The organism is Xanthomonas sp. NCPPB 1067 (genome assembly GCF_020783795.1).
Classification (GTDB): domain Bacteria; phylum Pseudomonadota; class Gammaproteobacteria; order Xanthomonadales; family Xanthomonadaceae; genus Xanthomonas; species Xanthomonas melonis.
This window is the reverse complement of sequence record NZ_JAJGQG010000003.1, coordinates 73,841-93,900: the sequence shown is the minus strand read 5'-3', so window position 1 is coordinate 93,900 and position 20,060 is coordinate 73,841. Positions and strand designations below refer to the sequence as shown.

15 protein-coding genes and 1 pseudogene are annotated in these 20,060 nt (G+C 65.9%); 5 read left to right on the top strand and 11 right to left on the bottom strand.

Going from position 1 to position 20,060, the window contains the following annotated elements; genetic code table 11:
* Window positions 1–79: 79 nt before the first annotated feature.
* Window positions 80–2,167 carry a bifunctional DedA family/phosphatase PAP2 family protein gene (locus LL962_RS03640; RefSeq protein ID WP_228315940.1) on the top strand — a complete coding sequence of 696 codons (2,088 nt, stop codon included), beginning with the start codon at window positions 80–82 and terminating at the stop codon, window positions 2,165–2,167.
* 186 nt (window positions 2,168–2,353) lie between these two features.
* Here LL962_RS03640 and LL962_RS20960 read toward each other — a convergent pair.
* The 5 genes and pseudogenes from LL962_RS20960 to LL962_RS03620 form a co-directional block, all read right to left on the bottom strand.
* Window positions 2,354–2,546 (bottom strand): annotated as a pseudogene (locus LL962_RS20960) (hypothetical protein); the annotation flags it as partial.
* 210 nt (window positions 2,547–2,756) lie between these two features.
* A complete protein-coding gene (locus tag LL962_RS03635) occupies window positions 2,757–3,641 on the bottom strand; it encodes a bestrophin family protein (RefSeq protein ID WP_104586774.1) in 885 nt (294 codons plus the stop codon).
* Window positions 3,642–3,785: 144 nt separating this feature from the next.
* Window positions 3,786–4,382 carry an LON peptidase substrate-binding domain-containing protein gene (locus tag LL962_RS03630; protein WP_104586775.1) on the bottom strand — a complete coding sequence of 199 codons (597 nt, stop codon included), beginning with the start codon at window positions 4,380–4,382 and terminating at the stop codon, window positions 3,786–3,788.
* On the bottom strand, window positions 4,382–5,749 hold the full coding sequence (gene mpl / locus LL962_RS03625) for a UDP-N-acetylmuramate:L-alanyl-gamma-D-glutamyl-meso-diaminopimelate ligase (protein WP_208621406.1): 1,368 nt from the start codon (window positions 5,747–5,749) through the stop codon (window positions 4,382–4,384). The genes LL962_RS03630 and mpl overlap by 1 nt, the downstream gene beginning before the upstream one ends.
* Window positions 5,750–6,080: 331 nt before the next feature.
* Complete coding sequence (locus tag LL962_RS03620) at window positions 6,081–6,644, bottom strand: adenylate kinase (protein ID WP_104586777.1); 564 nt, start codon at window positions 6,642–6,644, stop codon at window positions 6,081–6,083.
* Window positions 6,645–6,800: 156 nt separating this feature from the next.
* Here LL962_RS03620 and LL962_RS03615 point away from each other — a divergent pair, with 156 nt between their 5' ends.
* Entirely contained in the window at window positions 6,801–8,057 is a 1,257-nt protein-coding gene (locus LL962_RS03615) for a 6-phosphofructokinase (protein WP_228315939.1), read from the top strand.
* Between the two features lie 224 nt (window positions 8,058–8,281).
* Here the strand turns inward: LL962_RS03615 and LL962_RS03610 are convergent, their stop codons facing one another.
* Window positions 8,282–8,683 carry a hypothetical protein gene (locus LL962_RS03610; RefSeq protein WP_228315938.1) on the bottom strand — a complete coding sequence of 134 codons (402 nt, stop codon included), beginning with the start codon at window positions 8,681–8,683 and terminating at the stop codon, window positions 8,282–8,284.
* Between the two features lie 457 nt (window positions 8,684–9,140).
* The gene (locus LL962_RS03605; RefSeq protein ID WP_228315937.1) at window positions 9,141–9,665 is read right to left on the bottom strand and encodes a hypothetical protein; all 525 of its coding nucleotides are present in this window, start codon (window positions 9,663–9,665) and stop codon (window positions 9,141–9,143) included.
* 246 nt (window positions 9,666–9,911) lie between these two features.
* Between LL962_RS03605 and LL962_RS03600 the strand changes: the two genes are divergently transcribed.
* Complete coding sequence (locus tag LL962_RS03600) at window positions 9,912–11,939, top strand: sodium-translocating pyrophosphatase (RefSeq protein ID WP_228315936.1); 2,028 nt, start codon at window positions 9,912–9,914, stop codon at window positions 11,937–11,939.
* Here the strand turns inward: LL962_RS03600 and LL962_RS03595 are convergent.
* Together LL962_RS03595 and LL962_RS03590 are read right to left on the bottom strand one after the other, a co-directional pair.
* Window positions 11,936–12,886: an IS481 family transposase gene (locus LL962_RS03595; protein WP_228315935.1), complete on the bottom strand. Its 951-nt coding sequence runs from the start codon at window positions 12,884–12,886 to the stop codon at window positions 11,936–11,938. The genes LL962_RS03600 and LL962_RS03595 overlap by 4 nt on opposite strands.
* A 270-nt stretch (window positions 12,887–13,156) precedes the next feature.
* Window positions 13,157–13,639 carry a hypothetical protein gene (locus tag LL962_RS03590; RefSeq protein ID WP_228315934.1) on the bottom strand — a complete coding sequence of 161 codons (483 nt, stop codon included), beginning with the start codon at window positions 13,637–13,639 and terminating at the stop codon, window positions 13,157–13,159.
* 197 nt (window positions 13,640–13,836) lie between these two features.
* On the opposite strand from LL962_RS03590, the gene ppa reads away from it, so the two are divergent.
* Window positions 13,837–14,373, top strand: a complete 537-nt coding sequence (gene ppa, locus LL962_RS03585) for an inorganic diphosphatase (RefSeq protein WP_104586783.1) — start codon at window positions 13,837–13,839, stop codon at window positions 14,371–14,373.
* A 114-nt stretch (window positions 14,374–14,487) separates the two neighbouring features.
* Window positions 14,488–15,636: an HDOD domain-containing protein gene (locus LL962_RS03580; RefSeq protein WP_167395263.1), complete on the top strand. Its 1,149-nt coding sequence runs from the start codon at window positions 14,488–14,490 to the stop codon at window positions 15,634–15,636.
* A gap of 448 nt (window positions 15,637–16,084) precedes the next feature.
* On the opposite strand, the gene LL962_RS03575 is transcribed toward LL962_RS03580, so the two are convergent.
* Together LL962_RS03575 and LL962_RS03570 are read right to left on the bottom strand one after the other, a co-directional pair.
* Window positions 16,085–19,054 carry a TonB-dependent receptor plug domain-containing protein gene (locus tag LL962_RS03575; RefSeq protein WP_228315933.1) on the bottom strand — a complete coding sequence of 990 codons (2,970 nt, stop codon included), beginning with the start codon at window positions 19,052–19,054 and terminating at the stop codon, window positions 16,085–16,087.
* A 48-nt stretch (window positions 19,055–19,102) separates the two neighbouring features.
* Window positions 19,103–19,996: a helix-turn-helix domain-containing protein gene (locus tag LL962_RS03570; RefSeq protein WP_228315932.1), complete on the bottom strand. Its 894-nt coding sequence runs from the start codon at window positions 19,994–19,996 to the stop codon at window positions 19,103–19,105.
* Window positions 19,997–20,060: the final 64 nt, after the last annotated feature.

Below are 20,060 nucleotides of genomic sequence, written 5' to 3'. Positions count from 1 at the left end.
CTGCAACCGCAGGTGAAGCGGGCGGGCGGATGTGAGCGCCACGCACGTCAGCGCCGCCCTACCCACCTATAATTCCGCAATGAACTCATGGATCGACGCCACGCTGGAGTGGATCGGACACCACCCCACCTTGGCTGGCGTGGCGATCTTCGTCATCGCATTCTGCGATGCGGTGATCGTGCTCGGCGCCATCGTGCCTGCGCTGCCGTTGCTGTTCGCCATCGGCGTGCTGATCGGCCTGGGGCAGATCAACGGCCCGTACGCAGTGGTCTGCGCAACGCTGGGCGCCTTCGTCGGCGATGCGTTGAGCTTCTGGGTCGGCCATCGCTGGGGCCATCAACTGCATACCTACTGGCCGTTCCGGCGCTATCCGCAATTGCTGGAGCGCGGTGAACTGCTGTTCCGGCGCAATGCCTTCAAGAGCATCCTGATCGCCCGCTACGTGGGTGCGGTGCGTCCCTTCGTGCCGGCCATCGCCGGCATGTCACACATGCCGTTCAAACGCTATTTGATCGCCAGCGGGCTGGCCTGCATCTCGTGGGCTCTGCTGTTCCTGGTGCCGGGCTGGGTGCTGGGCACCGCCTACGACGCAGTGGCCGCCGTGGCCGGGCGTCTGTTCGTGGTGGTGGCGCTGCTGGCCGCGGTGATCGGCCTGGCCTGGGCGATGGTGCTGTATTCGTATCGCTGGTCGGCCGGCCACCTGGATGCCCTGCTGGCGCGGCTGCTGGAGTGGTCGCACCGGCATCCGGTGCTGGGCAACTGGTCGGTCAGCGTGTTCGATCCGCGCCGGCGCGAGTCGGTGCCGCTGGCGATGATGGCCTTGATGCTGTTGCTGCTCGGCTGGGGCTGGTTCGCGCTGTTGATGGTGGTGCTGGCGCATGGCGAACCGCTGCGCGTGGACCTGGCCGTGCACGACCTGATGCTGGCCCTGCGCAACCCGCTGGCCGATTACCCGATGGTGGCGCTGGCCTCGCTGGGCGACTGGCAGGTGCTGCTGCCGGCCATCGCGGCGGCGATGGGGTATCTGGCCTGGCGGCGGCGCTGGATGGCAGTGACGCATTGGGTGATCGCGCTGGCGTTCGGCCTTGCCCTGACCCAGTTGCTGGGCGCCACCGTCCAGGTCGTGCGCCCGCCGGCGGCCAGCAGCGGCTTCGGGTTTCCGTCGGTGGCGGTCACCATGGCCACGATTGGATTCGGCTTCTTCGCGTTGCTGATCGCACGCGAATTGCCCGGCCGGCGCCGGGTGTGGCCATACCTGGTCAGCGGTGCGCTGGTGTCGCTGATCGGCTTTGCACGGTTGTATCTGGGCGCGCACTGGCTAAGCGACGTGGTCGGCGGAATGCTGTTCGGCATCTTCTGGCTGCTGGTGCTGGGCATTGCCTACCGCCGCCGCGCCACCCGCGCGTTCTGGGTCAAGCCGGTGTCGTGGATTTTTTATGGCGTCTTCCTGGGCTGTGCGATCTTATTCGCCCCGCGCAATCTGGAGGCCAAGCTGGCGAAGTTCGAACCGCCGGCGGCGCTGCTGATGGAGCTGCCCGCCAGCGACTGGTGGAACGGCCAATGGCGATTGCTGCCGGCGCGCCGCAACGAATTCGACGACGACCAGCGCTGGCCGCTGGACGTGCAGCTGGCCGGCCCGCTCGCGCCATTACAACGGCAACTCGAAGCGCGCGGCTGGCGCGCACAGCCGCAGGCCGGATGGGAGCAGGCGCTACATCTGCTCGATGTCAGCGACCGCCCGGATGAAGTGCCCATTCTGCCGGCGACGCTCGATACCCGGGTCGAAGCGCTGTTGATGGTGCGCCACGCCGCTCCCGGCCATGTCCATGTTCTGCGCCTGTGGCCCGCTGCCGCGCGCCTGCAGCCCGGCGCCCAGCCCCTCTGGGTAGGCAGCACGCAGACCCTGCGTTACAGCCGCCACTTCAGCCTGATCGGCCTGTGGTATCCGCTGCGTGGCGTGGATCCGGCACTGAGCGCCCTGCGCGATGCGCTCGGCCCGCTGCCGCATCGGGTGGAACAGCGGCGTCGCTCGCGGGTACCGGTGATCCTGATCGACAGCACCTCGGGCAGTGCGGTGCGTGGCGAAAACAACCACAACGCTGCAGCGCAAACGCAGACCGCGGCGTTCGATCCAGCAGCATCAGGTTCGCCACAACAACGCCGTTGATCGATCGGGCAACAGGCGATTGGCTGGCGATCGCGCGGTCGTGTTGATATGGAGTGTCAGCAACGCGTCTTGAACGCTGTATCGATGGCGGTCACGTGCTGACGTCCTGTAGAAACAGATGAATTTTCAGGGTTAACGCTTGGCTAGCCGAGCGCGCGGCGCCCTCACCACTTGCGGGACACGCCGTTAACCCATCCATGGGGGCTCGATGGCGGCATCCATGCCGCAAGCGGCGAGGACACCGCACCAGAACGTTTGTCGGTGATCTACCAAGGAGCAGAGAACACTGCACCGCCTGCATCGCATGGTTTGCTATCGCTTGAACACTCTGCGCACCGACCAACTTGACTGGTCCTTGCCCGCTCACCGTCGCGGGACCTTACGCGGCATGGATGCCGCGTAAGAGCTTACAAGGACGTACTTGCAGCGTGTCCCGCGATGGTGGGCGGGCAAGGGCCCTGCAGCCAAGCCGCAGCCGCCCTACAACTAACGCATCCGCACCGTTTCATTACCTCTCAAGGTGGCCGAGAGCTTGTGTTTCAGCGCCGTTTGGATGCGCACAAGCCGCGCTGGTCAAGGGCGCAATGCCTCACCACAACACGCCATCCACCGGCTGAATCGGCTCCGGCGCTTGCTCACCAATGGCCTGCAGCGCATCGATCTCCACCGTGCGGCACATGGTGTCCAGCGGCAGGTCGTGGATGGTGTTGGCGAACGGGTCGACCAACTCGTCGCCGATCTTGAGGACCGCCAGGAACATCAATCCGGCCACCGTCGATCCCACCGGCGTGGCGTACTGCAGGGTCTCCACCAAACCGATCGGCAGCAGCACGCAGAACAACCGGGTGAACAGCGTGGGATAGAAACGGTACTGGTAGGGCAGCGGAGTGTTCTTCAGCCGCTCCATGCCGCCTTGCGCATTGGCGATATCGACCAGGATACGTTCGACGCTGGCCTGCTGGATGCTGTCGATCCAGCCCGCGCGCCGCGCCTGCTCCACGTCGCGGCCGGTGGTATCGAGCAGGCCATTGGCCACATTGGTGCGCGTGATCACCGCCGCGACCTCGTCGGCGTGCAGGCGTGACTCCAGCGCCATCGCCACCGGCAGGCGACGCAACTGACAACGCAAGGCGTTGACGTAGGCGACCTGCCGCATCGCGATCGTACGCCCCAGCCCTGTGGCCTCCGGTGCGGACAGCAGACTCACGCCCAGACGTACCAGGTTGCGCGAGGCATTGATCATCTGCCCCCACAGCACCCGCCCTTCCCACCAGCGCTGATAGGTGGAATTGGCGCGAAAGCCCAGGAACAACGCCAAGGCCGAACCGAAGATCGTCAGCGGCAGCGCCGGCGCGCGGAACGGCAGCACGTAGTAGATGATCGTGATCAACACGTCCCACACGAACAACACCGCCAGGGTTCGCCAGACCTGGCCGATCACATCGGCCACTCGCGGTTTTACGTCGATGATCAAGGGCACACTCCATCGGAAAGGAACGAGTGCGCCCGTGGCGCGCATCCTGTGCGCAGATGCGGTCGCTGGCGCACTCATGCGTGCGCAGTGTGAGGCCGTCGCGGTGCAAGCGTGGTGAGCGGCGGCCGGTGCGCGATCGCCGGGTTACGGCATCCACGCCAGCAGTTGATCCAGTCGCCGGTGCGGATCGTCCAGCTGCAACAGCGACAGCCGCTGCTGTTCGGTCAACGGCAGCAGTTCGGCCAATCGCCAGCCCACCCAGGCGGCCTGATCCAGCAGGCCCGGACCCACCGATGCGAACTCGCCGCCCACCTGCTCCAGCAGACGCTCCAGCAGCGTGGACAGCAGCGCGTGTTCGGGGCGCAGTTCGTCATCCGGGTCCGGTTCGCACCAGGCCACCTCGCCGACCACCAGGCCATTGTCGCGAATGCGCGAGCGCTGCACGCGGAAGCGGCGCACGCCGCGCAGGCGCAGCACCAGCACGCCGTCGGCACCCACATCGAAATCCTCGATGCGCACCTCGGTCCCGAATGCCGCAGGCGTCGCCGGTACACCGACCTCGTTGCCATCCAGGATCAGGCACACACCGAAGCTGGTGCCGCTGCGGCCGCACTCGCGCACCAGATCCAGGTAGCGGCGCTCGAACACGCGCAGGCCGATCGCCGCGCCCGGCAGCAACACGCTGTGCAAGGGGAACAGCGGCAGCGTGCCGGTGTCGGCAGTGGCATGGACCGGCGCCATCAGGCCAGCTGCGCCAGAAAACGCCGCGGCGCGCCATCGAACCCGCCGTTGGACATGAACACCACATGGTCGCCAGGGCGTGCCAGCTCGCCCAGGCGGCGCAGCAAGGCGTCCACATCCTGCGCCACGTGCGCATCGCCACGCACCTGCGCAATGATCGGCGCCGCATCCCAGGCCAGCTCGGGCCGATGTAGGAACACCACCGCGTCGGCCTCCTGCAGCGACGGTGCCAGCGCCTGCGCATGCGCGCCCAGCCGCATCGAATTGCTGCGCGGCTCCATGGCCACCACCACGCGCGCCGTGCCCACCTTCGCGCGCAGGCCCTGCAGCGTGGTCGCGATGGCGGTGGGATGGTGCGCAAAGTCGTCGTAGACGGTCACCTCGCGCGCCTGGCCCAGCAGCTCCAGCCGCCGCTTGACGCTCTGGAAGCGCGCCAGTGCCGGCATCACGCTGGATGGATCCACCCCCACCGCCTGTACGGCGGCCAGTGCGGCCAGCCCGTTGAGCACATTGTGACGCCCGACCAATGGCCACTGCACCTGGCCGATCTCCACGCCGCGATGCGCCACCGCGAAAACACTGCCATCAGCGGCGATCAGGCGTGCGCTCCACTCCAGCCCCGCGTCGAAGCCGAAGCGCTCCACCGGCGTCCAGCAGCCCATCGCCAGCACCTCGGCCAGCCGCGCATCCTCGCCATTGACGATCAGCCGCCCGCGCGCCGGCACCGTCCGCACCAGGTGATGGAACTGCCGCTGGATGGCGGCCACGTCGGGAAAGATGTCGGCGTGGTCGTATTCGAGATTGTTGAGGATCGCCACCAGCGGCCGGTAATGCACGAACTTGCTGCGCTTGTCGAAGAAGGCGGTGTCGTACTCGTCGGCCTCCACTACGAACTCGCGCCCCTGGCCCAGCCGTGCGGAGACGCCGAAATCCTCGGCCACCCCGCCGATCAGAAAGCCCGGCGCGCGGCCGGCCGCCTCCAGCAAGTAGCTCAGGATGGTGGTGGTGGTGGTCTTGCCATGGGTCCCGGCAACCGCCAGCGTGTCGCGCCCGGGCAGGACCTGCTCGGCCAGCCACTGCGCGCCGGAGGTGTAGCGCCGCCCGGCATCGAGCACCGCTTCCACCGCAGGATTGCCGCGCGACAAGGCATTGCCGATGACCACATCGCTGGCATCGGCGGCGATATTGGACGCCGCATAGCCCTGCGCCAGCGCGATGCCCAAGGTTTCCAACTGTGTGGACATGGGCGGGTAGATGGCCTGATCGCTGCCTTCCACCTGCCAGCCCAGCTCGCGCGCCAGGGCGGCCACACCGCCCATGAAGGTTCCGGCGATGCCGAGAATGTGAAGTTTGCTCATGACACCCATTGTCGCCGATCGCTGGCGTTACGCGACCTGGCAACCTCGTTACAAGCCCGCTGTCAGGAAAATCCTACCGTACTGTCAGGAATCTCCCGATATGCGAACTGCGTCACATCCATCACTATGCTGAACGCCAGTCGCAGCACCCTTTGGTCCTACTCCCCAAGAGGCCAAATCCCCAGGGAGCTCATGTTGTCGAGGCTTTGAGCAAGCCTATTACTGGCGTTATTGGGCCCCGGTCGTCTTGTACGACCGGGGTTTTTCTTTTCCGATCCGGATACCGCATACGCTGACGCACCGGTCGGCGGACCGGACCCCGTGGGCCCGGCCCGGGGGATCAGCGCTTGAGCGCCGAGCGGATCCGCTCCAGCACCTCGTCCAGCGACCCCACGCCATCCACGCGCGCCAGCTTGCCGCGCTGCGCGTAGAAGCCGATCACCGGGGCGGTGGAATCGGTGTAGACCTGCAGACGCTTGCGGACCGAATCCGGATTGTCGTCCTCACGGCCCTCGGCCTTGGCGCGCCCGGCGATGCGCTCGACCAGCAGTTCGCTGGCCACGTCCAGCTGCACGACCGCATCCAGTGGCTGCCCGATCTTGCTGAGCAGTTCGTCCAACGCATGGGCCTGGGCCACGTTGCGCGGATAGCCGTCCAGGATGAAGCCATTGGCGACATCGGCCTGGCCGAGCCGCGCTTCCAGCATGCCGAGCAGGATGTCATCGGAAACCAGGTCGCCACGCGCCATGACTTCCTTGGCTTTCAAGCCCAACGGCGAGCCGGCGGCGACTTCGGCGCGCAACAGGTCGCCGGTGGAAATATGCGGGATCTCAAAACTCTCTTTGAGCCGTGCAGCCTGGGTGCCCTTGCCCGAACCGGGCGGTCCCAACAGAACCAATCGCATCAGTGGACTCCACTTTCGAATAAAAACGCGTTGCGGTTGGCGGCGTTAGACTCGAGCCTTCGCCAGCACTGACCGTCTGGTCGTGCAGCTTACCGCATCCGGGGAATGTCCCGGCACTGTCCCTGCGTCATGTCCCCTTCGAGGAGCCTGTCCCTTATGACCATCGGCAACTTGTTGTATGCCCAATCCGGCGGCGTCACCGCTGTCATCAACGCCACCGCCGCTGGCGTGATCGGCGAGGCACGCGCACGCAAGGTCAAGGTGCTGGCGGCGCGCAACGGCATTCTGGGTGCCCTGCGCGAAGAGCTGATCGACACCTCCAGGGAATCGGCTGCCGCCATCGCCGCGCTGGCGCAGACCCCCGGCGGCGCGTTCGGCTCGTGCCGCTACAAGCTCAAGTCGCTGGAACAGGACAGCGCCAAGTACGAACGCCTGCTCGAGGTCCTGCGTGCGCATGACGTGCGCTGGTTCCTCTACAACGGCGGCAACGACTCGGCCGATACCGCGTGGAAGGTCTCGCAGCTGGCCAAGGCCTATGGCTACCCGCTGCATTGCATCGGCGTACCCAAAACCATCGACAACGATCTGGCGGTGACCGATACCTGCCCCGGCTTTGGCTCGGCCGCCAAATACACCGCGGTATCGGTGCGCGAGGCGGCATTGGACGTCGCGGCCATGGCCGACACCTCCACCAAGGTCTTCATCTACGAAGCGATGGGCCGCCATGCCGGCTGGCTGGCTGCCGCAGCCGGTCTGGCCGGGCAGGGTCCGGACGACGCGCCGCAGATCATCCTGCTGCCCGAACGGGCCTATGATCAGGCCGCGTTCCTGGCCAGGGTCAAGCAAGTGGTCGAAAAGGTGGGCTGGTGCGTGGTGGTCGCCAGCGAAGGCATCCAGGACGCGCAGGGCCGCTTCGTCGCCGATGCGGGCGGTGCTGCAGATTCGTTCGGCCATGCCCAACTCGGCGGCGTGGCCGCGTTCCTGGCCGCGCAGGTCAAACAGGAGCTGGGCTACAAGGTGCACTGGACGCTGCCCGACTACCTGCAACGCTCTGCACGCCATCTGGCGTCGAAGACCGACTGGGAACAGGCCCAGGCAGTGGGCAAGGCCGCCGTGCAGTACGCGCTCAAGGGCATGAACGCGGTGATCCCGGTGATCGAGCGCGTCAGCGATACCCCTTATCGCTGGAAGATCGTGCCGGCCCCGCTGCACAAGGTGGCCAACCACGAAAAGAAGATGCCTCCCAGCTTCCTGCGCAAGGACGGCTTCGGCATCACCGAGCGCGCCCGCCGCTACTTCGCCCCGCTGATCAAGGGCGAAGCGCCGCTGACCTATGGCAACGACGGCCTGCCGAAGTATGTGACGCTGAAGAACGTGGCGGTGGCCAAGAAGCTGCCGGCGTGGGAGGGCTGACGCATCGCGCAGCCCCCCCCGGCGCACCGCTCGGATCACGCGCATGCCACGACGCGTCATCCCGAACGCATACGGGATGCGCCGGTGCGCTCTGCCTTGAGGCAGCACGGCGACGCACCGACCACATCGGATGCGGAATCGATCCCGGAAGTGAGCCGGAGCGATGGACACTTCATCGCCACGGCAGCCGGCCACCGCTTGCAGCGTCAGCGTGGGAGCCGGAGCTACGGCGCCATCGCCAGGTTGACCCCGAGCGTGATCCAGCCGTGCGGCGCGTTGCGGCGGTCCTGTCCGGCGACAAGGTCGATGCTGGACGCCTTGCCAACCATCCGGCGCAGCCCCAACTGACCGCCTTGTCCGGCATGGTCATCCCCGAAGGCCTCGGCCAGAACGGTCCACGACGCATTGATCGCATGCTCCATCCCGAGCCCGGCGCTGGTCGTATCCGGCCCGGCATGCAGCGCAGAGGCACCGAGGTTGGCGTGGATGCGGGTGGCGGCGTCGGGGCCGATCGACCACGTCAACGGCACGCTGAGGTAGCTGCCGCGCTGCTGCGGATCCTGCCATGCGCGCTGCATGCCGACCGACACCGCAAGGCCCAAGGCGTGGCGCTCCGGATCGCGCAAGACACGCTTGGCACCGACATCCAGTGATGCCGGCCCGTGCCTGACGTCGGTCAGCCCGAGCGCGATCTCCGTTCCCATTACATTGCATGCAGGTACCACGGTGCTGGAAGCGCCGCTCGGCATTGCCCGCCACCAGGCTTCCAGCTGACAGTGGCCGCGCGCAGTGACGCCGGCATCATCGACGACCATGCTGGCGGCCGCGCGCGCCGTCACCGGATGCGACAACGCAATGGCTGCAAGCAGTATCGTGCAGTAACGAAATGGCTTCATGCATATCACATCGAAGAGGACGGCTGCCCCCGCCTACCCCACGCCGCAGCGCCGCGTAGACCAGGAATCGGGTCGACGATTGCCCACGCAGGCATGGGCTGGCTGCATGGCGCCGCGCAGTATCCACGACGCGTTGTGTGTGCCGCAATGCCGCAATGTGGATGGCAGAGCCGCTCTCAGGGCGTCGTCACGGGCAGGCCTTGCCTTCCATGAGCTGCTGGGCTGCGAACATCGGCACCTGCGGAATCTTGCCGGCAGCAGCCTGCTGTTTCGCATCTTCCAGATAGATGCGCGACTGACCCTGCCCATCCAGCTGCGGCTTGGCGTCCACCGGCTTGCGCCAGACGCGCACCACCGCCTGCTGGCTCGGACAGGCCGCACTGGGAACACGGATCACGTCGTTGAAGATCCAGCCCGACGCAACGCTGGGCGCGGCCTTGGCGTAGTCCACGAAACGCGCGCGCGGCTGACAGGTAGGACTGCTACGCACCACCGACAAGGTATACGGCTGCGCCGCATGCCCGGTGAAGACGCCCTCGAGCCGTGCGCACGCCTCGGGAATCTGCCGCAAGGTGTGCACGGCGCCGACCGCCTGCGCGGTGCCGGCTGGACGCGACTTGAGCTCCGGCACGGGGTCGGCGGCGAACGCGCTACCGGCAAGCAACAAGGCACTCAGCGCTGTGACGTAGCTGGACGCGGCGTGGTTGGACATGGTCGCTCCGTGGAAGGCCTGGATCGTGGTGGCCGCAGGCTGTCACGCGGCAACTGAACGACGTGCCAAAGCCATGGTGGTGGCACCCCCGCAAACCGCGGCGCATACTCGGTCGCGATCCGGCCATTGAACATCGCGACGCGCATAGCGGCCCCTGCGGCCGTCGAGTCCGTAATCGCCATCTACTCGTCGTGCATCGCCCCTGGTTCGTCCCGACCGGATGACATCCATTCTTTGGGAGGGGTCATGCTGGAACATTATGGGTTGGTGCTTGCGCTGGGTTGTGCGGTCGTGGCAATCGTCTATGGCATAGTCTCCGCGCGCTGGGTGGTCGCGCAGCCAAGCGGCAATGCACGCATGCAGGAGATTGCCGCCGCGATCCAGGAAGGCGCGCGCGCCTACCTCAACCGGCAGTACCTCACCATTTCGATCGCCGGCGGCGTGCTGTTCGTCCTGGTTGGCCTGTTCCTGAGCTGGTACACCGCGATCGGCTTTGCGCTTGGCGCAGTGTTGTCCGGGCTGGCCGGGTACATCGGCATGAATGTCTCGGTGCGCGCCAACGTGCGCACGGCCGAGGCCGCGCGCCAGGGCATCGGCAAGGCGATGGACGTGGCGTTTCGCGGCGGCGCGATCACCGGCATGCTGGTGGTCGGACTGGGGCTGCTCGGCGTGGCCGGCTATTTCGCTGCGCTGCAGGCCATGGGGCTTGCACTGGAGCAGAACCTGCATGCGCTGGTCGGGCTGGCGTTCGGATCGTCGCTGATCTCGATCTTCGCTCGCCTGGGAGGCGGCATCTTCACCAAGGGTGCGGATGTGGGTGCGGATCTGGTGGGCAAGGTCGAAGCCGGCATTCCCGAAGACGATCCACGCAACCCGGCCGTGATCGCCGACAACGTGGGCGACAACGTGGGCGATTGCGCCGGCATGGCGGCCGATCTGTTCGAGACCTATGCGGTGACCGTGATCGCCACGATGCTGCTCGGCAGTCTGACACTCGCCGACACCGGGCCGCATGCGGTGCTGTATCCGCTGGTGCTTGGCGGTGTCTCGATCATCGCTTCGATCGTCGGCGCGGCCTTCGTCAAGGTCAAGCCCGGCGGCTCGATCATGGGCGCCCTCTACAAGGGGGTGACCGTGTCCGGTGTGCTGGCGGCGCTGGCGTACTGGCCGATCACCCAGGCATTGATGCGCGACAACAGCCACGGCGCCACCGCGTTGTATCTGTGCGCGCTGATCGGCCTGGTGTTGACCGGGCTGATCGTCTGGATCACCGAGTACTACACCGGCACCCAATACACGCCGGTGCAGCACGTGGCATCGGCGAGCACCACCGGCCATGGCACCAACATCATTGCCGGCCTTGGCATTTCGATGAAATCCACCGCGCTGCCGGTGGTCGCCGTATGTGCCGCGATCTGGAGCGCGTTCCATTTCGGCGGCCTGTACGGCATCGCCATCGCGGCCACCGCCATGCTGTCGATGGCCGGCATGATCGTGGCATTGGACGCATACGGCCCCATCACCGACAACGCCGGCGGCATCGCCGAGATGGCCGAGCTGCCGCCTGACGTGCGCAGCATCACCGATCCACTGGATGCGGTCGGCAATACCACCAAGGCTGTGACCAAGGGCTATGCGATCGGTTCGGCGGCGCTGGCCGCCCTGGTGCTGTTCGCCGACTACACCCACAACCTGCAGGCCGCCAACCCGGAAGCGGTGTTCACCTTCGACCTGTCCGACCACACGGTGATCATCGGCTTGCTGATCGGCGGGCTGATTCCCTACCTGTTCGGTGCAATGGCGATGGAAGCGGTCGGCCGCGCGGCGGGCGCAGTGGTGGAGGAAGTGCGGCGCCAGTTTCGCGAGATCCCCGGCATCATGGCCGGCACCGCCAAGCCGCAATACGATCGTGCGGTGGACATGCTGACCCGCTCGGCGATCCGCGAAATGGTCGTGCCATCGCTGCTGCCGGTCGTGGTCCCCATCGTGGTGGGCTTGCTGCTGGGGCCACGCGCGTTGGGGGGGCTGCTGATCGGCACCATCGTCACCGGGTTGTTCCTGGCCATTTCCATGACCACCGGCGGTGGCGCCTGGGACAACGCCAAGAAGTACATCGAAGATGGCCACTTCGGCGGCAAGGGCAGCGAAGCGCACAAGGCCGCGATCACTGGCGATACCGTCGGCGACCCGTACAAGGACACCGCAGGCCCGGCGATCAACCCGCTGATCAAGATCATCAACATCGTGGCCCTGCTGCTGGTGCCGCTGCTCTAGCTGTGTAAACCCACCACGTTGTTCAGTGTGATGTGGATCCTGGAGATGGGAGGTTGGTGTCCGAGGCTGGCATGGGGCCGATGCCAGTTGTAGTGATGGAGCCATGGCAACAGGTGCTGGGCACGTTGCTCTGAGCTGTCGTAGCGGTGTGCATAGGCCCATTCGCGCAATGCGGTCTGGATGAAGCGTTCTGCCTTGCCGTTGGTGCGTGGGGTGTAGGGGCGGGTTCGGTAGTGTCTGAGTTTCAGGCGCCGGAGAGTGCGGGCAAACGCCTTGGAGCGGTAGCAGGTGCCGTTGTCGGTCAATACGCGCTGGAAGCTGACGCCCAGGCTGCGGTAGTAGCGCAAGGCCGCGATCAGCGCCCGGCAGGCGCTGAAGCCGCCTTCGTCCGGGTGCAGGGTGCTGAACGCAACGCGGGAATGATCGTCGATGGCGACATGGACATACTCCCATCCGGCTCCTCGGCTGGCTTGGGTACGGTCCCCGGTGACGCGATGACCGGCTTGCCGAAAGCGCCCGAGCTTTTTGATGTCCAGATGCAACATGCCGCCGGGCTGGGGATATTGGTAGCGCACGACAGGAGGTCTGGGCTCCAGTTCGGCAAGGCGATGCAGGCCGGCGCGGCGCACGATGCGCGCGATGGTGCTGTGTCCCACCTTCAGGTGAGTGGCAATCTGCCAATAGGTGGAGCGTTGTCGGCGCTGCTGCAGGATCTGTTCGACAAGTTCCGGTGGGGTGGCATGCGGACAGCGCTGTGGGCGCGAGGAGCGGTCCTGCAAGCCATCGACTCCCAGCAAACGGTAGCGCGCCAGCCACTTGTAAGCGGTGCGTACGCTGACGCCGCTGGCGTGCGCGGCCTCTTCCACGCGCAAGCCATGCTCCACGATGCGCTGAACGAGCAAGGCTCGACCTCGCGGCGTCAAACGGGCATGTTTATGAATGTTCATCCGGGGCTCCTGGGGGCTGGGTTGGCTTGGTAACCCCCATCTTCCAGATCAGCCCCGGATGAACAACCTACTGAGAGATCACATCTAGCCCGGCGCACGGCCCAGGCGGGCACCCGACGCTCCACCGATCGGGATGCCCGCTGCGGCGGGGCCGCGGGCTTGGCGCCAAGCAGTCGCCGGTCAGGCCACCAGCCCCCGGTTATCACGAACGGCGCAACGCATACCGCCCCGGCCTGCGCCACGTCGATCGCAGGGCCGCCGGCGCGTGTCCTATAGACAGCCGATCAGGCCGTCGTAGATCGGCGGAGCGCCGCCGGGCAGCGGCTCGAACAACGGGTTGGTCACCGCCAGCACGCGGTACAGCTCGTCCAGGCGGGTTCCGGCCTTCAACGGCGCAGTACAGCGCCAGACCCGGCTATCGGAGCGCAGGTAACCGGTGCGCGGATCCACGCTGACCTCGCTGGCGCCGAACGTCCAGATGCAGCTGCGCACGATCCCGCTGACCCGCTGGACCGAACAACGGAAGCGCAACGACTGGTAATCGCTGAACTCCCCACCGCAGAAGGTATCGCCACAGATCTGGTCGAAGTCGTGCTCCAGCCGCTGCTCCAGGTCGATGAACGCCTCCCAGCCCTCGCCGTTGGCGGGCCAGTCCACCGCATCGACGAAGGCCGGCGCGGCGGAGGTGGCCGTGGCGGCGGGAGCCAGAATGGACAACGACAAGACGACGAGGACGCGGGCAAGCCTGTACATGGGCACTCTCCGTAGCTGGGATGTGCCGTCAGCGTGCGCCGGGGCAAGCGCCGCCGGCATCGGAGAGCTCCCCGCGTCGCGTGCGGACTATGCCGCGGCCGGCCATCGGAAGCCTGCCCATTCAGGGTCGCTGCAGCGCAACAGCCGAACGCGTAGAATCGCGCTCCACACACTGCTGATGCCTCGGAGCTACGCGCATGGGTCTTGAACTGGTCACCTCTGGCAAGAATCTGCCGGAAGAAATCAACGTCGTCATCGAAATCCCCAAGGATTCCGAGCCAGTCAAGTACGAAGTGGATAAGGCCAGCGGCGCGATCTTCGTCGACCGCATCCTGTCCACCCCGATGCGCTATCCCTGCAACTACGGCTACGTGCCCAACACCCTGTGCGGCGACGGCGATCCGGCCGATGTCCTGGTGGTGCTGCCGTTGCCGCTGGTGCCGGGCTCGGTGGTGCGGTGCCGCCCGGTCGGCGTGTTGCGCATGAGCGACGAAGCCGGCAGCGACGAAAAGATCCTGGCAGTGCCGATCGAGAAGATCTTCTCCGGCTACGCGCACATCGAGGACATCAACCAGGTCTCCAGCCACTGGATGGAGCGCATCGGCCACTTCTTCGAACATTACAAGGATCTGGAGAAGGGCAAGTGGGTCAAGCTGGACGGCTGGGGCGGCGCGGTGGAAGCCAAGCGCATCCTGGTGGAAGCGGTGGAACGCTTCAACTCCGACGTGCCCTGATCCATTCAGCCCTGCAACGGCCCTGCAGGCATGGGGGGATCGGGATCACGCTTTCGGCGTGATCCCGGTGACCGCTGGCGGCAGATTGGGTACATTGCCGACAGCGTTTGGCCGGTGTCTGTCACCGGTGACTTCTGGGGAAGTGTCTTGCGTATTCTGTTTGTTGGGGACGAAGCCAGCCTTCCGTCCGACCTGATCGATTATGTCGCCGATCTCGGCGAGCAGTGGCAGGCGCAGCAGGTCGCCGATGGCAATTCGGCGATCGAGGCTGCCGCGCTGTCGCCCTTCGATGCGGTGATCGTTGCGCCGGTCCTGCCGGACCTGACTGCGGCGACCTTGCTGGGGCAGATCCGTACCCTGCGACCGGACACGATCCGGATTGCGTTGATCGACGCCCAGGATGGCCAGCGGACGCCACCGGCCCGCATCATCGGCGTGGCGCATCGGTTCCTGCCGATGCCGTTGGCGCCGGAAGTGCTGCTCGAGGCGGTCACCAGCCTGGAAGAATTACGCGATCTGCTCGGCAATCCGCGCCTGCGCGCGGCGATCGGCCGGATCGAGAAACTGCCTTCGCCGCCGCACCTGTATCTGAGCCTGATGCATGCGCTGGAAGAAGACGATGGTGCCGACGCGGCCGATATCGCCAAGCTGATCGCGGGCGACCCGGCGATCGCCGCCAAGGTGCTGCAGTTGTGCAACTCGGCGTTCTTCTCCGGCGGCCGCAGCATTACCGATCTGCGCACGGCGGTCACCCGTCTGGGCGTCGCGACGCTGCGCGATCTGGTGCTTGCCAGCGAAGTGTTCTCGGTGCAGACCCTGACGCCCGCCGAACGTAGCGCGATGCAACGGCGCGCCCTGCTTTCTTCGCGGCTGGCGGCCAAGGTATTGCCGCCGACCAGCGCGGAACTGGGCTCCACCGCGGCCTTGCTGGCCGATATCGGCCTGCTGCTGCCGGGTGTGCGCGACGAACGCGAGCCGACGCCGGAGGGCGGCGACGAGCGCCTGGGCCATACCGAAGCCGGCGCCTATCTGCTCGGCCTGTGGGGCCTGCCGATGCCGATCATCGAGGCGGTCGCCTTCCATCGGCACCCGCAGCGTTCCAGCCTGCGCAGTTTCTGGGTCACCGGCGCGGTCCATGTGGCCACGGCGCTGGCCAGCGGCGAAACGGTGGACGAGGAGTATCTGTCCAGGGTCGGCGTGATCTCGCGCCTGCCCACCTGGCGCGAACAGGCCGATACCCTGCTGGGGCTTGCCGAGGCGTGATCGGCTGATCGCACTGGCGACCGGAATGGAAAAGGCGCGATCGGATCGCGCCTTTTTTCGTTGCCACCTCGCTCGCAGGCCGGGCGCCGGTCTCGCATGCATGGCCGGCCCCGCACTCCGACGCTGGCGGGCTCGGCCGTTCCCACCCTGCACCGCTGGCTGTGCCGGCAGGAGCGCCTGCCGGACGCTGGCACCGCTCAGTTGGCAGCCGGCTTCAGGACACACGGCCCTGCATTTGTCGCATGTCCTGCAGCGGCTCATCTTGCAGCGGCCAGCGTAGAAACCCCGCCTTTCCGGCAGACGCCATCCTGCCAGCGCATCGTTCCGTTGAGCGTCTGTCGGCTGCGTCAACGACACGCTCCAGTGCGAGACCCCGCTACTCGCGACGAAGCCGCACATAAAAAAAGCGGGCCTTTCGGCCCGCTTTCTTGTTGCGACGCTTCGATGATCAGAAGCGCTGGTTATACTGCACGAACAGGAAGCGGTCGTAGTCCAGCATCGGGTCGATCGCAGCGGTGCTGCTGTTGGTGATCGAGTAGGTCACCGGCGGCTGCCTGTTCCAGATGTTGCGTGCACCAACGGTCACGCTGCCATCCCACGGAGCCTGCCAGGTCACGGAGACGTCCTGGTAGGAGATCGAACCCTTCTTGTTGGCGCCCGTACCGCCGCCCCAACCCGGATTCGGGGTCTGGTAGTTCGGGTCGTTGCACTCGATACCTGCCGAGGCATCCCAGCAGTAATCGCGGAAACCGCCGTAGTAGCGCAGGTTCCAGTTGGCCGACAGCGAACCCAGCGACCAATCCACACCCAGGGTGGCGCGCACGCGCGGGAAGTTCCAGTAGCCGGCCGAATTCGCCCAATCCGCACCCGACTCGGCCTGCGACTTGTAGGTCGCCAGGTAGTTGGTGTCCAGGTTGAAGGCGAACTTGCCGTACGCGGTTTCCGGCATGCGGTAACGCACACCGAAGTTGTAGCCTTCGGTTTCCAGACGACCCAGGTTGACGTTGCCGCGGCTCAGCGTGGTGACCTGGCCGCTGATCGGGTCACGACCGTAGTCGGCGCAGTAGCTGGCCAGGCTGTTGAGGTAGCAGTTGTTCAACACATCGTTGGCCGTCAGCGACGTGATGATGTTGGAGATCGAAATGCGGTACCAGTCCAGCGAGAGGTCCAGGCCCTGTACCCACTGCGGGCTGTACACCATGCCCACGGTGCGGGTGATGCTGTATTCCGGCTCCAGCTCCGTGTTGCCCACGCCGGAATTGAACGGTGCGTTGCCCTGCACGTCGCGGCGGGTCACCGGGTTGCCCGCAGTGTCGGTCTGGCGGTAACCGGCCGGCAGGCCTTCGCCGGCACAGCGTGCTGCCACGCCCGCATTGCCCAGCGAGCCGAAGGTGGCATCGCACGGATCGGTGAAGCTATCGAAGGTCTGAGAACCGCCACCGAAGGTGTCCGACAGCGTCGGCGCACGGAAGCCGGTGCCGTAGGTACCGCGCACCAGCAGGTCGTCGATCGGCTTCCAGGTGAAGCTGAACTTGCTGTTGGTGGTGTCGCCAAAGCGGCTGTAGTTGCTGTAGCGCGCGGCCACGTCGAACGACAGCTCCTTGGCGCCCGGCAGATCGCTCAGCACCGGGATCAGCAGTTCCAGGTAGGCTTCGTTGGTCTGGTAGCGACCTTCGGTCGCCTGCGCCGCCAGGTCGGTGGTGTAACCGGCGCTGGACAGCTGATCCGGATAGTCGTAACCGCTGATCTGGCGATGTTCGAAGCCTGCTGCGAAGCCCAGCTCACCGGCCGGCAGTTCGACCAGGCCACCGGTGATGTTGGCGGTCCACTGCTTGCTCAGGCTCTGCTGCGTGGACTGGCCCAGCGCATTGATGTACTGCAGTGCGTTCGGCGTGGAAGCCGACGGGCCGCCCAGGATGTTGAACGGGGTGCACTGGCCCAGCGCGTTGCTGGTGCCCAGTGCGATCGGAGCCGCTGCGGTACCGCACTGCACCTGGCCCTGCGCATTGAGGAACGACGGGCCGAGCGCCTTCTGCAACGCCAGCAGGTTGATGTTGCCGCGCGAAACCTGCGTCACATCGTACTTGTTGTAGTTGAAGCCGACATCCCAGTTCCAGCCGTGGCTGCCGACGTCGAACACGCCTTCGAGCGCCGCATCGAAGTGCAGGGTCTTGACGTTGCTTTCGGTGGTGCGCGGCAACTCGATGGTACGACGGAACCAGCTGGTGATGTCCTGGCCGACCGGGTTGTAGTAGCTGCTGCCGCTGATCGCCACCGGGAACTGCGGCTGCGACGTCGCCTGCAACGGATAACCGGCAATCTGGCGGTTGGACGTACGCTCCGAGTACATCGCCGTGGACTTGAAGGTGATGTTGTCGGTGATGTTGTAGCTGCCGGTGGTGAAGATCGACTTATTCTTGCTGGACTGCTGCAGCATCATCTGGTCGACGGAATTGTAGTAGTCGTCCGTACCTGCGCCGACGTGATAGTTCGACAGGCTACGCGAATCGGCGCCGACGCCCTTGCCGTCGAACGAACCGGTATGGTTGAGAACCCACTGATTGGGCGACCATGTGCCTTCGCCGGCACCCACGACATTGCCGTCGGCATCGAAATAGTTACCAGCGCCAGGCGTACCCACTGCACGCGGATCGTTGAAACGACCCCACGGGCCGGTCGCGCTCAGGCTGTCCTCGATGTGGTTCGGGCCGGCCGAGTAACGGGTCAGCGCACGGTCCTTGGCCCACACCGGATCTTCGTTGGTGTAGTTGGCGCCGAACACCAGCGAGGCGCGGTCGGTGGTGGTGCCGGCGGTGAAGGAGTACTGCTCCTTGGAACCGTCGCCGCGACCGTTCTGACCGAAGTACGCCGAAGCTTCGGCGCCGTCGTAGTTCTGACGCAGGATGATGTTGACCACACCGGCCACGGCATCGGAGCCGTAGATCGCCGAGGCGCCGTCCTTCAGGACTTCGATGCGCTCGATCAGCGAGCTGGGGATGGTCGACATGTCGGTCAGGCCGTTCAGGCTGCTGGTCCAACGCTTGCCGTTCACCAGCACCAGGGTGCGGTTCTCGTTCAAGTTGTACAGGTTGACGTACTGGCCACCCTGCTCCGGATCGGAGGTCAGCACCGCCGCCTTGCTATAGGTCTGGGTGCCGGCGATCGACAGGTTCTGAAGGATGTCGCCGACGCTGACCAGACCGGACTTCTGGATGTCCTGCTGGGACACGGTGAACACCGGCTGCGCGGTTTCCACGTCGACCGAGCGAATGCGCGAGCCGGTGATTTCGATGCGATCCAGCGTCGTGGTCGACGGGGCGGACTGCTCTTGTGCATTGGCGGCAAACGCCGGCGTCAACGCGATCGCAATACCGGCGGGCAACAGGCCCAGCCGCACTGCGGAGGTGCGAAGGTTCATCAATCTCTCCAGGGTTCGTTAGTGGCGCGTTAAGCGCCCCTGTGCAAATTACGTTTGCGTGAACGCCGTCGCTTTGCGGGTCACGTTCCGTGGCTTTGCCGAATCTGGCGGGATGGCCGCCTGGTCGCGGTAATGGGAGGCGGAGACACCGAAGCGCGCACGGAACGCGCGCGCGAAACTGCAGCAGTTGTCGAAGCCGCTGGCGGCCGCGACCTCACCGATCATCATCGAGGTATCGCGCAGCAGATCCGACGCGCGCTCCAGGCGCAGGCGCGCCGACAAGGCCTGCGGACTTTCCTCGTACAGGCTCTGGAAGGTCTTGGAGACGTACCAGCTGGAGAAGTTGGTCAGCTGCGCCAACTCGCTGATGCGCACCACGCGGTCGCTATTGCCTTCCAGATAGAGACGGGCGCGCTGCATGCGGCCGAAGACCTGGCGGCGACGACTGCGCGAGCGGCCCGGGCAGCGTTGTTCCTGCTCGATGAAACTGCGTTGCATGGCGGCCAGGTGCAACAGCAGCGGCCGTGCCGAGGCGCTGTCGCTTTGCGTGGCCGCGTTGCGCCACAGTCGCAACGCGATGCGCAGATCGTTGCGCGCGAGCTGGCTGCGTCCCGGGTACAGCGTGGCATCGGTCAATTCGGCCAGCGACTGCAGGCTGTCGCCATCCAGACCCACCCCAACACACAAGGCGCCGCGATCTGCCTGCACGGTGGGATGGGAATCCTTGTCGAAGGCGATCCAGTCGCCTGCACGCAGCCGGAAGCGACCCTCCTTGGATTCCACCCAGGCGCGTCCGCGCAACTGCACCCACAAAGTGAAGGTGGCAGAGACTGTGCGGATGCTGCCCAGCCGCGACACCGCCAGACAGGTGGTCGGCGCCGACTCGCCGGCGGTGTCCAGCGTCAGCGCGAGACCGCGATCGGCAGTGATGACCTGTTGCATGTTGGCAGCCCCCTGTACGAAAGAGGGCGCATTGTTTTGCCGAATCTGGCGCCGGTCAGGAAGT

What these genes read in the sequence shown, in the direction of transcription:
- LL962_RS03640 (WP_228315940.1), top strand. Translation starts at nt 80, where the DNA reads ATGAACTCATGGATCGACGCCACGCTGGAGTGGATCGGACACCACCCC.
- LL962_RS03630 (WP_104586775.1), bottom strand. Translation starts at nt 4,382, where the DNA reads ATGGCGCCGGTCCATGCCACTGCCGACACCGGCACGCTGCCGCTGTTC.
- mpl (WP_208621406.1), bottom strand. Translation starts at nt 5,749, where the DNA reads ATGGGTGTCATGAGCAAACTTCACATTCTCGGCATCGCCGGAACCTTC.
- LL962_RS03620 (WP_104586777.1), bottom strand. Translation starts at nt 6,644, where the DNA reads ATGCGATTGGTTCTGTTGGGACCGCCCGGTTCGGGCAAGGGCACCCAG.
- LL962_RS03615 (WP_228315939.1), top strand. Translation starts at nt 6,801, where the DNA reads ATGACCATCGGCAACTTGTTGTATGCCCAATCCGGCGGCGTCACCGCT.
- LL962_RS03605 (WP_228315937.1), bottom strand. Translation starts at nt 9,665, where the DNA reads ATGTCCAACCACGCCGCGTCCAGCTACGTCACAGCGCTGAGTGCCTTG.
- LL962_RS03600 (WP_228315936.1), top strand. Translation starts at nt 9,912, where the DNA reads ATGCTGGAACATTATGGGTTGGTGCTTGCGCTGGGTTGTGCGGTCGTG.
- LL962_RS03595 (WP_228315935.1), bottom strand. Translation starts at nt 12,886, where the DNA reads ATGAACATTCATAAACATGCCCGTTTGACGCCGCGAGGTCGAGCCTTG.
- LL962_RS03590 (WP_228315934.1), bottom strand. Translation starts at nt 13,639, where the DNA reads ATGTACAGGCTTGCCCGCGTCCTCGTCGTCTTGTCGTTGTCCATTCTG.
- ppa (WP_104586783.1), top strand. Translation starts at nt 13,837, where the DNA reads ATGGGTCTTGAACTGGTCACCTCTGGCAAGAATCTGCCGGAAGAAATC.
- LL962_RS03575 (WP_228315933.1), bottom strand. Translation starts at nt 19,054, where the DNA reads ATGAACCTTCGCACCTCCGCAGTGCGGCTGGGCCTGTTGCCCGCCGGT.
- LL962_RS03570 (WP_228315932.1), bottom strand. Translation starts at nt 19,996, where the DNA reads ATGCAACAGGTCATCACTGCCGATCGCGGTCTCGCGCTGACGCTGGAC.